Below are 14,752 nucleotides of genomic sequence, written 5' to 3' on the forward strand. Positions count from 1 at the left end.
CCATGGTAATTTATTTTAATATCAAAATTTCAAATAGTCATTAAAAAATGGCAATAAATCATTCAAAACACGGCCATCCATTGTCCAGATTTTGTTGCCGTGGTCGCCGATGTATTCCTCTGCAAAATGATTAATTCCTAGGTTTTCTAAACGCTGGCTCAACATACCGATTTGCACTGGAAAGCGTGGTGAATCATTTCGTCCCCAATCTAATTTTATGGCTGTCATTTTACGTAAATTATCCGCATATTTATCGACCATGTAAACAGGCATATTGGCCTCCCATTTTTCTAAAATAGGCTGATTTACAATCATTTTATCCCCTTCATAACTAAATGGAAAATCACAGAAGAAAGGAGGTTTGTTTGGGTTTGGTGACCATGCACGAGCTACTGCTACCAATACTTTTGGATAATAAGTCTTCTTTAGTTCTTCAGGAGTTTTGATATTTTGTACTTCTTTGAAAGAATTGCTATTGGGTCCAAATTCTTTTACCATTGCTAATAAACCTGGGCTCAAGGCATAAATGCTGCTGAAAACCTCGGGGTGAAGCATCCCGATTTTGAAAGCACCATATCCTCCCATCGAATGCCCAGCAATGCCTCGACTTTCACGAGTGGCGAGGGTTCGGTAGTTTTTATCCATGTATTCTACCAATTCTTTACTCTCGAACTCATCCCAATTGCCTGTTAATGAGGAGTTTGAGTAAAAACTTCCTTCAAAAATTGTGTATTGGTCGGCTTGAACAAAAATGAAAGGCTTAATTTTTTGGCGTGCAATGCCTTCATCTAAAATCTTCTGCATTTGCGGAAAAATATTATCTTTTCCCATGAAACCGTGTAGATAATAAATAACTGGATAACGCTGAGTTGAAGCATCATAATTTGGTGGAAGGTACACCGAAACTTTACGATTAGGGTCTTCACCACCTGTATTTTGTAGAGCTTTTGAATTGAGCGTAAAACTTACCACTTTTCCAGTTTGGGCAGTTGCCCATGTGACGAGTGATAAATTAAGAACAAAAAAAAGTATTTTTGTTTTCATAGTGAATGTTGGTTTAAAATTTAATTTTTAGGTGTAGAGACAAGACATGCCTTGTCTCTACGGAGAATATGAATTTCTAAAACTTATAATTATATCCGGCTCTGATTACTTGGGTTTCGTAGTAATCATGACTTGTGTATTTAAAGCCGGCACCTTGAATTTCTCGCTTGATAACCAGCGTATTAAATAAATCAGTGGCGTTGATAAATACTTCACCTTTGCCCGATTGAACGCTTTTCTTGAATCCTGTATCGACTGAAAATCTGGAATTGATTTTTCCCTGCGGAATAATGTCAGGAGCGAGATAAGCCACTGATATTTGTCCATCAATTCCTTTTGATAAATGTAAAGTGCTATTTAACTTAACATTTCCCGAAAAAATCTCTTGCTTTTCTGCTGAAAAGATATTTTGTACGGGATATTTATTGAAGACCGAGAACGCATTTATCTGATTATGATAAGCATTTAAGTTGAGGTTAAATGAAAACTTACTCGAAACTTCTTTTGAAAATACCATTTCAACGCCTGAATTATAGCTTTTGCCCGCATTCTGAAAAATGGCGTAAATCAAAGTACTATTGGGCACAATACTCGAAATTCGGGTGATTGTTCCGTCGGCCATTTTGTGGTATAGAGCGGTATAGAAAGTGTTTTTTGCCCATTTTGCTTTGTAACCCAATTCAATAGAATTGGTAAATTGAGGTTTTAGAGCAGGGTTTCCGACTTTTATGATTTCGGCATCATCATATTTTGGAAAAATTCTGATGTCCACTTCATTGGGTCTATCTACTCTACGATTAAAAAATGCCGAAATCTTCTGATTATCATTGATTTTATATGCCAAACGAACATTCGGGAATGGTTGAGAATATTTATAGCCATCACTTTTGTAAGTCGGATGGTCGGGATTTACTTCATATTTTAGATTGATGTATTCGTAGCGTAAGCCAATTTCGGCTTCATAGTTTTTATCTTCATAAATATAATTTCCATAAACCGCAGGAATGATTTCTCGATAATTTGCCCAACCCCCCGCTTTCACATCAATGATGGAGTTTTTTGAATCTGGGTAAAACTGCATATTGGTTGGGATATCACGCTTACGAAACTTCACACCACTTTCAAATCGACCATATTTAAGCGGCTTTTGGTAATCGACCGTAAAATCTTGTACTTGTTCATCAGAAAGTAACTTGAAGGCATCTCTTCCTGTGAAAGTTGGCATGTAATTATCGAAAAAGTATTTCTCGTTTTCACGGTGAAAAGTATAATTATAGCCAATATTCAGGGTATGTCCTGCATCTTTGAATTTATGTATATAATTGGCGGTGGCCATTGCGGTAGTTTTGAGTTCGTCTTCTAAAAACTGCCATAGTCGTAATCTTTCGCTTAGGTTTTTATTGAAAAAAGGCTCATCACCACGGTCGATGATTTTTTCTCCCCCGTAAAGTCCTGAAATAGTCAGTGAATTTTGCTCATCAATATTCCAATCAAAACCAGTTTTGGCAGTAATGAAATGAGTATTTCTATTCCGCTTTAATTGTTGGTTTATCACATCGCCATTGTCGTAGGTTCTTACCACAAACTCATTTTTATTGAGTGTTTCGGTATAGAGATAATCGCCTTGCAAGAAATAGTTTACTTTATTTTTGCGGTAATTAAGTGCCAAAGAAGGATTAATTTTAGGTGTATGTGTGTATTGTGGTCGAATACTCGGGAGATTCTCTTTTCTTACCCATAAAGCTCCTAAACCTCCTGCCAATCCAACTTTTCCGTTGAAACCTTCTTTTTTATTCTTCTTAAAAATAATGTTAATGATTCCGGCATTACCATTGGCATCGTATTTTGAAGATGGATTATTGATAATTTCCACTTTCTCGATTGCCGAAGCAGGAATATTATCTAAACCTGTTTGCGAGCCAAAACCCGTGAGGGCCGTTTGTTTACCATCAATCAAAACCGCAATTTTATCGTTGCCACGTAATTGTATTTTTCCATCTTGTACCGTAATTCCTGGAAGATTTTGCATGGCTTGCAAGACAGAACCGCCACTTTGACTAATATTATCGGTTAAAGAGAATGTTTTTTTGTCCATCACTTCACTAATCTGTTCGGTTTTGGCGGTTACACTCACTTCTTTTAATACCTGTGTGTCTTCCTCTAATTCCAGATTATTAAAATCTAAGAATTGAGTTAAGCTTCCAACATAGACAGCTTTTTTGTTTTTAGTATATCCCACTGAAGAATATTCTAAATTATAGCTGCCATTTTTTATTCCACTAATCGAAAAACGACCTTCTTCATTGCTAACCGTGCCAGCAACAAATGCGTTTTCTTTTTCGGTTTTCAGGACAACACTGACAAATGGTAGCACACTTTTACTTTTTTTGTCTTTGATAGTGCCTGAAATTGTTACATTTCCTTGTCCGAATATAAGCGTAGAAATGCTTATAAATAGACTCAAACTAAGTAATACTTTTCTTTTGGTCATTAGTCTTTTTGATTAATATTTGTGGTAAAATTGACCAAAAACTTATTAAAATGGGGTTAAAAGTGATTTAGGACGTATTAATTATAATTTTTAGCGGCAATACTGTAAATTTTATTTTTCCATATTGGTCTCTAAGAAATCAAATTCTTTTTTGAATAATCCTGCTTTTGTGGCAGTTTTATCACTAAATTCCAGAATATTTCCTACTTTTTTTTCATAAGGTTTCCACTGAGGTAGACCAGCTCCGTTTGGGTCGCCCGTTTTAGCAAAGTTTACCCAATAACTAGACATCATGTTTTCTAAATCTTTATCTAATTGTTGCCAAGGGCGTTTCCAAGTATGTAGCGTATGCAAAGCGTAAGGCACTTCTGATGTGTGAAAAGCTCCATAATTCGGGAAGTTCGGTTTATCAGGTGGAACGTGACTGAATTGATAAACATAACTTGGTTTATTGGTGTAAATTGCCAATAGGTGAGAAGGCATTCCTGCAAAACCTATTAATCCTTGTTTTAATTTTGCTTCTTTGGCCTCTTCATCTGTGCTGGCAGGGAAGATGCTCAGGAACTCATCTGCTTTAGACCTATATTTGGTTTGAGCTTCTTTTTTATAATCTTCTAAATTTGTTTTTGGAGTTCCCATTAATCCTCCATCACCTGTTACCCAACCTGTAATAATAGGCACTTGATTATGTTTTCCATTTTGAAAATGCTCCGTAATATTTTTCGGTAAAACATAGCCATCCATCGTTACTCCAAATCTCCCAGCGGCTTGATTATTACTTAATTTTTGAATTTCATAAGCCGAAAGTTTGCGTAAATCTGCAATTGAGGAGGCTTTGGCTAATTCCATGAATTTTGTGCCTTGTTTCTCAGCATTAGCTAAGTCTTGACTCAACATTCTTGATAAAAGTCCACCACTTTGAGGAATCGCTTTGTGAAAAAGCCCTTTTGCTAAAGGTGATGCAATCATGGCATTTACGCTAAATGCACCTGCCGATTGCCCTAAGATGGTCACATTTGAAGGGTCTCCACCAAATGCAGCGATGTTTTTTTGTACCCATTTTAAAGCAGCAATTTGATCAAGAAATCCATAGTTACCAGAAGCATTGTAGCCAGATTCTTTGCTCAATTCGGGGTGAGCCATAAAGCCCATCACACCTACTCGATAATTGATACTGACAAAGACGACGCCTTTCTTGGCCATTTCTTCGCCGTCATAAATATCGCAATTGGCCGAACCGCTGCTTAATCCACCACCATAAATCCAAACCATTACTGGTTGTTTTTCTTTGGCTGATTTGGCGGTTGTCCAAACATTTAAGTATAAACAATCTTCGTTTAATGGCTCTGGTTTGGCAATAAATTCCTCTGTCCAACAATAGAATGGAGCAGGATTGTTTTGAATCGGACTTGCAGAAAAGTCAGTACATTTCTTTATTCCAGACCAATTTTGTACAGGTTGTGGAGCTTTCCAACGCAAATCACCAACTGGTGGAGCTGCGAATGGAATTCCTTTAAAAATTTTTAAGTTTTCTTTGGCATACCCTTCAATTTTGCCATTTGCTGTTTGAATGATAGTTTGGGCAAAAGTTGAAATTGAAAGTAGATAGAGAAAGAGTAGTTTTTTCATTTTTATAGAAATTTAACTTTGGCAGAGTTTTAAACTCTGCCAAAGTTAGTTGACAATTACTTTTTTATTTTCGATTTAAAGAAAGTTATCATCTGAACATAATATTTATCAATCATTACACCAGGGCCATGTCCACCACCTTCTATAATAATCAATTCACTTTTTACGCCTTCTTTTTGCATTTTTTCGTAAAGTTTCTCGCTCTCACAATGCGGTACAAGTGGGTCTTTTGTTCCATGAAAAATTAGGAATGGGGGAGTAGCTTTACTTACGTAACTAATAGGATTGGCCAATGCCACTTTTTCTTTGTTCTCTTGAATAGCTCCGCCAATAAGGGTAGATTCAGGCGATTTTGCTTCATTATGGCTAAATGAGCTTCCACAAGCATCCATCAAAAGGAAATCTGTTGGCCCAAACCAATCAACAACGGCATCAACATTACTACTTTCACCGAGAGATTTTCCAATATTTCCTTCTAAATCAATTGGTAAATGATTAATAGTTGTAGATTTTATACCGCTAGTTACACCCGCCATTGTAGAAAGATGCCCACCCGAAGAAAAACCAGTTATACCCAAGAAAGACGTATCCAGCGAAAATACCGAAGCATTGGCTCTGACGAATCTGATAGCCGCCTTCACATCATGGATTTGTGCTGGCCATATGGCATCTCTGCTGGAACGATGATTGATACTAACTACCGCAAAACCATTCTTTAAAAGCGTTTGACCCAAGCCATCATTAAAACAAGTAGCTTTTGAAGTGTTTGAAAACCACGCACTTCCGTAAATAGTAACCACTACTGGAAAAGGCCCTTTTCCTTCATTTGGTAAGAAAATATCTAATTTATGCCCAATAATTCCATCGCCTACATAATCAATATCAATCCAAGATTTTGAAGCTTCAATTGCAGATTTTGCGAAGTCTGGTTTGGGTTGGGCGAATATTTTTATGCAAAAAAAGAGTAAAATAAAGGTCTTTTTCATGAGGAATTTATTTACAGAATAAAGCGAGTATTATTTCTCTTAAATTTAGATAATAATACTCGCTTTGTGGGAATAATACAATATAATTATAAAAAAATGATAGGAATTACTGTTCTGTAACTTTCAATAATTCGGCATCGTGATGATTGCTGATAGAGCATTTGTTATCAAACATCATCGTTGCCCCTTTATCTACTGTGTAAGGCTCCCATTTTGGTAAACCTGCATGATTAGGATTTCCAGTTTTAGCAAAGTTTATCCATGCTTGACTTACTTTATCGGCAAGTGCATAAGCTTCTTTAGTACCACCAGTCATTTCTTCACAACGAGCGATGTTGTTGAATACAAATGGAATTTCGATGCAGTGAATGGCTTTGTATTTTCCATCCATTACTGGTGATTGCCAAGTAAATAAGTACATATAAGTAGGAGCACCGCCTGCAATTGAAGCTTTTGCTTTTGCTTGATTCACCGCTCCACGACGGAACATTAAGTCTATATCCATCAAGTCAGAAGGTTTAGTATCATTTGGATAAGCTTTTTTCACTGCTGCTAAATAAGCATCCGCTTTATCTTTATAGCGATTTTTGATAAATTCTGTCACTTTTTCTGTCGAACCATTGCTTAACCCTGCACCTAACGAAGCCATGAATTCGTTTTTAACAGTTCCAATCATCAATGGAATATTTTTATAAAGTTCAACTGCTTGTGCATCATCGAATTGATATGGCAATACATTTCCATCAAGTGTTGGGCCGAAGCCTAGACCAAAGTTCCCTACTTGTTTTCCTTCAGCTTTTAATTGGTCTCCAATGGTTTTTGATGCTTTTTGAGAAGCCGCTACCAACGTTGCATAAGGAATTGACTGAATTTCATCTACTTTATCGGCTGAAAGATTTAAGTTTTTCAAAACTTCAGCACCTAATCTTTGTGTTTCTGCTTTGGTAAGCATTTTGCTCATAAAAGCACCACTTTGATTAACAGCTTTGTGGAATAAACCTTTGGCTGCAGGTGTCATCATTAAAGTATTTACTTTACCGCCACCGCCAGATTGACCAAAGATTGTAACATTACCAGCATCTCCACCAAAATTTGAGATATTGGCTTTAACCCACTCTAAAGCTGCAACCATGTCTAAAACGCTATTATTAGCTGAGTTTTTGTATTTGTCGCCGTAAGCCGATAAATCTAAAAAGCCCAAAACATTTAATCGGTGATTGATAGAAACAACAACCACATCGCCTTTTTTAGCTAAATTCTCGCCTTCATAAGATGGTAATTCTTGAGAAGAACCAGCCGCAAAACCACCACCATGAATCCAGAATAAAACAGGGCGTTTTTTGCCGTCGTTAATTCCAGGTGTCCAAACGTTTAACACTAAGCAGTTTTCGTTAGTAAAACCCCAGTCGTGGTGGAACACAAACTCAGATTCGTCTTGAACAGAAGTTGTTGGTGTCATTAATGGCGAAACTGGACCATAAGAAAGTGAACTACGAACATTACTCCATGCTTTTGGTTTCTGTGGTGCTTCGAAGCGTTTAGCTTCTGCATACGGAATGCCTTTGTATGTGTAGATACCATTGTGTACATAACCACGAACCTTACCTAAATCGGTGCTTGTAACGGCTACATTTTCGCCTGTTTGAAGCTGTGCATTAACTTTGGTTGTCAGTAATCCCAAAGCCATCATCGCAAAAAGCGTAATTTTTTTCATTGTTTTGATTATAATTAGAGAATGAATAGAAAGTTTAATAATTTTTCGAGTAATGAATGGGTCGAATATTTCGAAGGATTGTTTTAGAGTAATAATTCGAGAAACTTGAATCATTCGATTTATTCTACATTTATTTTAAATATCCTTGCATTTTTAGCCAGTTTCCAAAGTTTTCAATCCAGCCCTCGCTTGAAGTATTAGTTTTTCTCATGCCAAAGCCGTGTCCACCTTTTTCGTAGATGTGCAATTCTGCTGGATGTTTCGCATCGAACCATTTTTTGAAAATATTGATGCTATGAGGCATAAAACCTAATTGGTCATCGGCGGCCACAGCCACAAAAATTGGTGTTTTTTCTTTGGGCATATTTGTACCAATAATTGCATTTTCATAGGCGTAGATTGGTGCTACAAAGTTTGGTCTGCGAGCATCATCAGCACTATAAACCACCGACATAGTAAGTGTTCCTCCAGCCGAAAACCCCATAAATCCAATCTTTTTTGAGTCAAGTTTATATTCAGAAGCGTGCTCTCGAACATATTTTACGGCATTCATACCATCTTCCGTTGCTAAAGGTATAACAGGAGCATTTTCCTCATCTAATGTTTTGAAATTCTGCATTTTGCCCATTAATTCCTTCACTGGGTCATCGGTAAAGCTACGAGCAACACGATATTTCAAAACAAAAGCAGTAATTCCTCTAGCATTTAACCATTTGGCTACGTCAATTCCTTCGCTATCAATCGAAAGTGTATGAAACGCCCCACCGGGGGCAATTACAATGGCTGTTCCGTTTGGATTTTCAGGAATATAAGCGGTGATTGAAGGTCGAGAAACATTATAAACTACCTTTGTATTGAAAACATTTTTATCCGAAATGGCTTCATCCCAATTCCAATTTTCTGAGCCTTTGGGCCTACCTTCGTAGAGAAAAATTTGTTTTTGTGCATTTGCTGATAGCAAAACACCCATTAAAGAGAGAATAGTTAGTAGGGTTTTCATGTGATTGAATTAAGAATTGAGAATGAAGAATTATGAATGAAACGGATTAAGAACTAATTTTCTTAATTCTCAATTTTTAATTCTTCATTCTTAATTATTTTAAATCTTGCTCGTCAAATAATCCGAACTACGTTTTAAGGCTACATGAGGATTCGCTACCATATCTTGCTCAACAAAGAAATGTTCAACGCCAACTTCTTTGGCTTTTTTCACAATACCTTGTAAGTCGAGCACTCCATCACCAGCCGAAGCCATTAACGAAAACATCGGCATCCAATCACCCATACCGCCACCATCGCCAGTAAATTGCTTTTTCTCTTTCATATCCTTCAAGTGAAGCATTTTATAGCGATTTGGATATTTTGTCAATAGTTCAATTGGGTCAGCACCACCGCAGGTTGTCCAGAAAATATCCATTTCGAAGAATACTAAACTAGGGTCAGTATTTTTCAGAATGATTTCAAGTGGACGTACACCATCGACAGGTTTGATGCCGTAGCCGTGATTATGATAGCCGAAACGAATGCCTTGCTTCTTGGCCTCAGCACCAATTTTATTAAACGCATCGGCAATACGTTTGTAATCATCAATTGTTTTGCGGCGGTCGTCAGGAATCGCAGGAAGCGTTACATATTTCCAGCCCATTGTATGAGAGGCTTCACCTAAAGCTCCCATATTTTGCTCTAGAGTATCGAGGTCGGTATGAGTACCGGGGGTGCTTAGTCCGTGGTCAGCTAAAATCTTTTTCACTTCTTGAGCAGATTTTCCGAAATACCCACTGCCCGAAAAACCTAGCATTTTTCCAGCAGCTTCCCAACCTTTTCTTGCTTTTTCTACACTAAATGGATACGGCCCATAAAGCTCTAATTCTTTATAGCCCAATTCTTGTAGCATTTTCATTCCAGCCATGTAATCTTCCGAAAGCATTTTAGGAATTGAAAATAGTTGGATACCCAATTTATTCTCTTTTTTCAATGCTGCCATTACTTCTGCCATTGGCGAAACTGCCATTGCTGCTGCAGCTAATGAGGTATTTTTTAGAAATTCTCGTCTTGTTGCCATAGTGTTATTGATAAACTCTTTTGCTTCGACTTCGCTCAGCAACCGATAATTTCAGTAACCGTAAAATAGTTTCGGTAGCCAAGAAATAGATTCGGTAACCAAGAAATAATTTCAGTAACCAAGAAATAATTTCAGTAACCAAGAAATAGATTCGGTAACCAAGAAATAATTTCAGTAACCAAGAAATAGTTTCGGTTGCCAAGAAATAGTTTCGGTAGCCAAGAAATAGTTTCGGTAGCCAAGAAATAGTTTCAGTAACCAAGAAATAGTTTCGGTAACCAAGAAATAGTTTCAGTAACTAAGAAATAGTTTCGGTAGCCGAGCGAAGTCGAGGCTTTATTTATTCTTATATGCCTTATCTAAAAACTCGTAGCGAGCATCAATCATTGATTTTTCGGTGCGAGATTCCACATCAATAATCATTACAGGTGGAGTTGTATCCCCACTTTTTGCTACTGTCCATTCTGGTAACTTATCGCCGTTTGGATTACCCATCTTGATGAAATTTGCAAAGTAATTAAGCATAGTATTCGATACTTTGAAATCATCAGCTGTCCAAGCATAGTCTTTCACTAAAGGAAGGTTGCCCATTGCATATTCAATCTCACAAGCGTGTGGAGCTCCTATTGCTTTTGGTCTAGGAGTATTGCCATCAGCTCTTACCGTTCCACCTGCCAAGCCAGAAGCTAAAGTTTTATCAACTAATTCTGGGCGAATTTTGCTGTATAAGTAGCGGTAAACTGGCTGTGAAGAATTATTGCGGTGTAAATCAAACCATTTCCAAGTTGAATATGAGATAAATCTATCCGAAGCCAGTTGTGTTGCCGAAAGTTCAACTTCTGTTGGATTAGAATGAGGATATAATTTCAAAACCTCTTCAGCATCATTTGGATATTCTTTTTTCACTCTCGTGATAAAGTTTTCAGTAGTATTTGGCAAACCAAACATAAAAGCTCCTCCCGGAATTTCTGCCGAATTCCAACCCAAAAGAAGTGGCACTTGTGCTTGTTCCTTGGCAGCAAAAATCTGAGGAAGTGTTTTTGGTAAGAAATAATTATCAATAATGATAGGGAAACCAAAACGTTTTGATTCATTATAAATTTCATAAACCTCACGAGTAGACATCGCTCTTAATTCTTTAATCGACTTGATACCAGCTTTTTGCAAAAACTCAACACCTTGTTTTTCACCTTCTGCCAAAGGTACTGGAGCCATTGTTGGGTTGATACCCGCACCACTTTCGCCGATTGCACCTGCAATAAGGTTTTTTGAAAGAGGAGAAGCCATCTGACAGCTTACACCAATCGAACCTGCTGACTCACCTGCGATTGTTACTTTTTTAGGGTCGCCACCGAATGATGCAATGTTTTTCTGAACCCATTTCAAGGCTGCATTTTGGTCGAGCATGCCATAATTGCCTGATGCCTTGTATGGTGATTCAGCAGTAAGTTCTGGATGAACCAAGAAACCGAAGATATTTAAGCGATAATTACAAGTAACTACCACAATACCTTTTTTAGCCATTGCTTCGCCATCGTAGCGAGGTTCTGAAGCGTCGCCTGCCACATTTCCACCACCATAGAAATATACTAAAACTGGTAAATCTTTTGAATTACGCTTGGCTGGAGTCCATACATTTAAGTATAAACAATCTTCACTCACACCGTTTGAGCGGGATTGCATATCGCCAAATACCATCGTTTGCATTGGGCGTGGGCCAAATTCCTTGGTTTGTTTGACACCCGTCCAATTGGCAACAGGTTGTGGAGCTTTCCAACGTAACTCACCAATAGGCGGTTTGGCAAATGGAATTCCGAAGTAGGTCTGAATACCCGTATGAGTATTGTAATTGCCTTCGATTATCCCATTTTCGATTTTTGTTTGTACTGAAAATGAGTTTGTGTTTTGTGCCGAAACCTCTGAATTATAAAACATAATTAGAGCGAATAAATAGACTATTTTTTTCATTGATTTAGAAGAGAATTGTTTCATTGTCGCAAATTGAGACAATAATAGTTGCTTTTTTAAAATAATCCTACTTTTTTTTCGAAAATTATATATTTAGTAGATTATTTGGCATTAATTGTAGATTTCAGCTTTATCTTTGTCAAAAAAATAGACCTTCAAAATAAATTTATAAGCTATTAAGCCAATCGAATGCAATCAAACGAATATCTAAAACATATAGCCTACGATTCAGTAGTATTTGGGTTTTCTGGTGAAAAGCTTAAAATATTGATAATCAGATATCATAATACTGGTTTATTTGCATTACCCGGTGGGTTTGTAAGAATGAATGAAAATTTGAACGATGCCGTAAGGAGAGGGCTAAAGGAGCGTACAGGTTTAGATAATATTTATCTTGAACAATTTTATACATTTGGTGATGTGGCTCGATATAAGCCCGAGGTAATGGATACTATTATGAAAGCCAATGGGCATACCATTGATGAATATCCTTGGTTCTTAGATAGGTTCATTTCGGTGGCTTATTATGCCTTGATTAATTACGAGGAGGTAGTGCCTACACCTGATGCTTTATCGGATTCGTGCGATTGGTATGACATTGACAAATTGCCCAATCTGATGCTTGACCACGCCGAAATTGTGGCAAAAGCGTTACAAACACTTAGAGAGAATTTGGAAAAGAAATTGGTAGGTATGAATCTACTACCGCAACTTTTTACGATGAAAGAATTACAAAAGGTGTACGAAGTAATCTTAGGAGAAAAGCTACATCGCGGTACTTTTCAGCGTAAAATACTCAATTTAGGCATTTTGCAACGACACGAAAAGCAGTATTCGGGAGCTGCCCATAAAGCACCTTTTTTATATAGTTTTGGTGTTTAAAAAAAAGTAACTCATCTAAATAAGATGAGTTACAACATTGTAAAGATTTAATAAAGGTATATAATTGAGTTATTGTTTTTACTTATTTGATTTTTCTCCTTCTAGCCAATGGTAACTCTTTCCCTGAATTGAGAATTACAATATTTAGTGGTCGAGTCTTAATTTCTTTAATTGAATCTTTTTTTACTAAGTATGATTTATGAATCCTTATGAAGGAGTGTCCGTGTATTTGAGATAAAAATGCCTCACATTTTTTTAAAGTATATGGAAACATTTTCTTGTGTCCGTTGTTTAAATGAACGATTGTGTAGTTGATTGAGCCTTCAAGATGACAGATTTGATTTAGAGATGGGAATTGCATGGCAAAGATTATTAAGCTTTATGTTTAAAATGTCTTATACTGAAAAAGTTTCCATGGCTACACTTGTTTGATTACGCAATAAAATCCTTTTTTTATTGAAAAATTACACATAGATGTCATTTGATAATTTATCAAAACTTTTGTAAAATTGTAAGTATTTGAAAATTAGGTAGTTACTAAGAAAGAAGGGGGTTCGGTGGAAAGTATAAGATTAAGATTTTTGAAGCGTAAATTTATTGAGAAAGTCATTGCAGATTTTGGCGATGATTATCAGCCTATACGCAAAAATGATTTTGAGAGCATAAATTTATCTGCTTTAATAACCGCTATTTTAAAAAAGAATCGAGGGGGAATTCCAGAGCAAAAATTAAAAGATTACTTAGTTAGTGAGCAAACTCTTCGAAGAATTTTTGAAGAACGAGATAAAGATACCACTTTTCAGCAAGCAACTCGAAACTTCCTATCACTTTACATTGGATTTCAGAATTATCAAGATTTTATTGATAATGCTAATTTTGAAGAGAATCTCCCACAAAAAAACTTTAATTGGCCGCTCATTAGTATAATAGTTGGTTTTGGGGTTCTATTTCTGATGCTCGGATTTATTTGGAGTAAAAAAACTTTGGTCGAAGCTGCCAAGGGTAAGATTACTAATGTAACTCTTGAAAGCGATAAAGCTCCTATTACTGTTAAGTTTGACTATCAACTAAAAAATATTGAGGACGTAGAGAAAGTTTATCTTGACTATAGTGCGAATTCTAGAAGTATTGATACAACTTTGTTGAGTCCACAAAAAAATACTGCTTCGGTTTGCTTTATTCATCCAACGATTCGGACTGTCAAATTGATGGCTGATAATCGTAAACTAGATTCAATCAAAGTAATCATACCTTCAGAGGGGTGGGTGGCTGGTTATGAAGAGATTTTTTATCTAAATTCAACGCAGTGGAAGAAAAATGGAGTGGCACATATTCAGAAGGAAGATTTGATTGAGGAGGTTCGAAATAAATCTACTTATTATTCATTTTTGAAAAAGGTTAGTAATTTCAATGGTTCTCCTTCCACTGATGAAATCTCATTTGAGGCCAAAGTAAAAAATCCATCTTCTGAAGGAGGGATAGTCTGTAATGATATTTCTTTTGAGTTAATAGGTGAAGATGATAAGATACAATTAAATCTGACCAAGAAAGGATGTTCACATTATTCTTATATTCATTATCCGAATAAGAAGATAAAAGGTGCAACACACGACCTCCAAAAGCTAGGGATAAATTTAGATGAGTTTGTGGATGTGAAAATTGTTACGCACCAAATGAAATTAGAAATTTTTATAGATAACGAATTAGTATATCAAACTAACTATGATGAGCGTTTAGGTAAATTAAATGCTATTTATATTGGTTTCAGAGGTTTAGGGACAATTGATTATATTAAATTGTCTAACCCGATTACGAATAAGCTTTTGGAAGTGGAAAATTTCTAAATTGATTTAACTTTAGATTCTCCTTTGACCCAAAAAGGGTACTTAGTTGTTGTCATTTTTATATGTTTCAACAGAATTTCATCTTAAGATGAAATTCTGTTTTCGAATAAAGACTTCATGCAATAGTTTTGC

General features: G+C 36.4%; 12 protein-coding genes. 2 read left to right on the plus strand and 10 right to left on the minus strand.

The genetic code is table 11. The features are described from left to right. Positions 1-21: 21 nt before the first annotated feature. The 9 genes from EMTOL_RS14170 to EMTOL_RS14210 all read right to left on the minus strand — a co-directional run bounded on the left by EMTOL_RS14170 (position 22) and on the right by EMTOL_RS14210 (position 11,894). Positions 22-1,044: an alpha/beta hydrolase gene (locus EMTOL_RS14170; RefSeq protein WP_015029995.1), complete on the minus strand. Its 1,023-nt coding sequence runs from the start codon at positions 1,042-1,044 to the stop codon at positions 22-24. A 76-nt stretch (positions 1,045-1,120) separates the two neighbouring features. After that, positions 1,121-3,535, minus strand: coding sequence for a TonB-dependent receptor (locus EMTOL_RS14175; protein WP_015029996.1), 2,415 nt, complete (start codon positions 3,533-3,535; stop codon positions 1,121-1,123). A 111-nt stretch (positions 3,536-3,646) separates the two neighbouring features. Then, positions 3,647-5,164, minus strand: coding sequence for a carboxylesterase/lipase family protein (locus EMTOL_RS14180; RefSeq protein WP_015029997.1), 1,518 nt, complete (start codon positions 5,162-5,164; stop codon positions 3,647-3,649). A gap of 56 nt (positions 5,165-5,220) precedes the next feature. Continuing rightward, on the minus strand, positions 5,221-6,150 hold the full coding sequence (locus EMTOL_RS14185; RefSeq protein ID WP_015029998.1) for an alpha/beta hydrolase: 930 nt from the start codon (positions 6,148-6,150) through the stop codon (positions 5,221-5,223). 106 nt (positions 6,151-6,256) lie between these two features. Beyond that, positions 6,257-7,864, minus strand: coding sequence for a carboxylesterase/lipase family protein (locus tag EMTOL_RS14190; RefSeq protein WP_041694151.1), 1,608 nt, complete (start codon positions 7,862-7,864; stop codon positions 6,257-6,259). Positions 7,865-7,994: 130 nt separating this feature from the next. Then, positions 7,995-8,864: an alpha/beta hydrolase gene (locus EMTOL_RS14195; protein WP_015030000.1), complete on the minus strand. Its 870-nt coding sequence runs from the start codon at positions 8,862-8,864 to the stop codon at positions 7,995-7,997. 99 nt (positions 8,865-8,963) lie between these two features. Then, a complete protein-coding gene (locus EMTOL_RS14200) occupies positions 8,964-9,926 on the minus strand; it encodes a sugar phosphate isomerase/epimerase family protein (RefSeq protein WP_015030001.1) in 963 nt (320 codons plus the stop codon). Between the two features lie 4 nt (positions 9,927-9,930). Beyond that, positions 9,931-10,188, minus strand: a complete 258-nt coding sequence (locus EMTOL_RS14205) for a hypothetical protein (RefSeq protein WP_041693586.1) — start codon at positions 10,186-10,188, stop codon at positions 9,931-9,933. A 74-nt stretch (positions 10,189-10,262) separates the two neighbouring features. Further along, on the minus strand, positions 10,263-11,894 hold the full coding sequence (locus EMTOL_RS14210; protein WP_015030002.1) for a carboxylesterase/lipase family protein: 1,632 nt from the start codon (positions 11,892-11,894) through the stop codon (positions 10,263-10,265). 189 nt (positions 11,895-12,083) lie between these two features. On the opposite strand from EMTOL_RS14210, the gene EMTOL_RS14215 reads away from it, so the two are divergent. Continuing rightward, entirely contained in the window at positions 12,084-12,776 is a 693-nt protein-coding gene (locus EMTOL_RS14215) for an NUDIX hydrolase (protein ID WP_015030003.1), read from the plus strand. An 82-nt stretch (positions 12,777-12,858) separates the two neighbouring features. Here the strand turns inward: EMTOL_RS14215 and EMTOL_RS22645 are convergent, their stop codons facing one another. Then, a complete protein-coding gene (locus EMTOL_RS22645) occupies positions 12,859-13,137 on the minus strand; it encodes a LytR/AlgR family response regulator transcription factor (RefSeq protein ID WP_015030004.1) in 279 nt (92 codons plus the stop codon). A 220-nt stretch (positions 13,138-13,357) separates the two neighbouring features. Between EMTOL_RS22645 and EMTOL_RS14220 the strand changes: the two genes are divergently transcribed. After that, on the plus strand, positions 13,358-14,620 hold the full coding sequence (locus EMTOL_RS14220; RefSeq protein WP_305953246.1) for a hypothetical protein: 1,263 nt from the start codon (positions 13,358-13,360) through the stop codon (positions 14,618-14,620). Positions 14,621-14,752 lie beyond the last annotated feature (132 nt).

The organism is Emticicia oligotrophica DSM 17448 (assembly GCF_000263195.1).
Lineage (GTDB): Bacteria > Bacteroidota > Bacteroidia > Cytophagales > Spirosomataceae > Emticicia > Emticicia oligotrophica.

Excerpts from the sequence above, each read along its gene's own strand:
- EMTOL_RS14215 (WP_015030003.1), top strand. The coding sequence starts at position 12,084 with ATGCAATCAAACGAATATCTAAAACATATAGCCTACGATTCAGTAGTA.
- EMTOL_RS22645 (WP_015030004.1), bottom strand. The coding sequence starts at position 13,137 with ATGCAATTCCCATCTCTAAATCAAATCTGTCATCTTGAAGGCTCAATC.
- EMTOL_RS14185 (WP_015029998.1), bottom strand. The coding sequence starts at position 6,150 with ATGAAAAAGACCTTTATTTTACTCTTTTTTTGCATAAAAATATTCGCC.
- EMTOL_RS14195 (WP_015030000.1), bottom strand. The coding sequence starts at position 8,864 with ATGAAAACCCTACTAACTATTCTCTCTTTAATGGGTGTTTTGCTATCA.
- EMTOL_RS14190 (WP_041694151.1), bottom strand. The coding sequence starts at position 7,864 with ATGAAAAAAATTACGCTTTTTGCGATGATGGCTTTGGGATTACTGACA.
- EMTOL_RS14210 (WP_015030002.1), bottom strand. The coding sequence starts at position 11,894 with ATGAAAAAAATAGTCTATTTATTCGCTCTAATTATGTTTTATAATTCA.
- EMTOL_RS14175 (WP_015029996.1), bottom strand. The coding sequence starts at position 3,535 with ATGACCAAAAGAAAAGTATTACTTAGTTTGAGTCTATTTATAAGCATT.
- EMTOL_RS14180 (WP_015029997.1), bottom strand. The coding sequence starts at position 5,164 with ATGAAAAAACTACTCTTTCTCTATCTACTTTCAATTTCAACTTTTGCC.
- EMTOL_RS14170 (WP_015029995.1), bottom strand. The coding sequence starts at position 1,044 with ATGAAAACAAAAATACTTTTTTTTGTTCTTAATTTATCACTCGTCACA.
- EMTOL_RS14200 (WP_015030001.1), bottom strand. The coding sequence starts at position 9,926 with ATGGCAACAAGACGAGAATTTCTAAAAAATACCTCATTAGCTGCAGCA.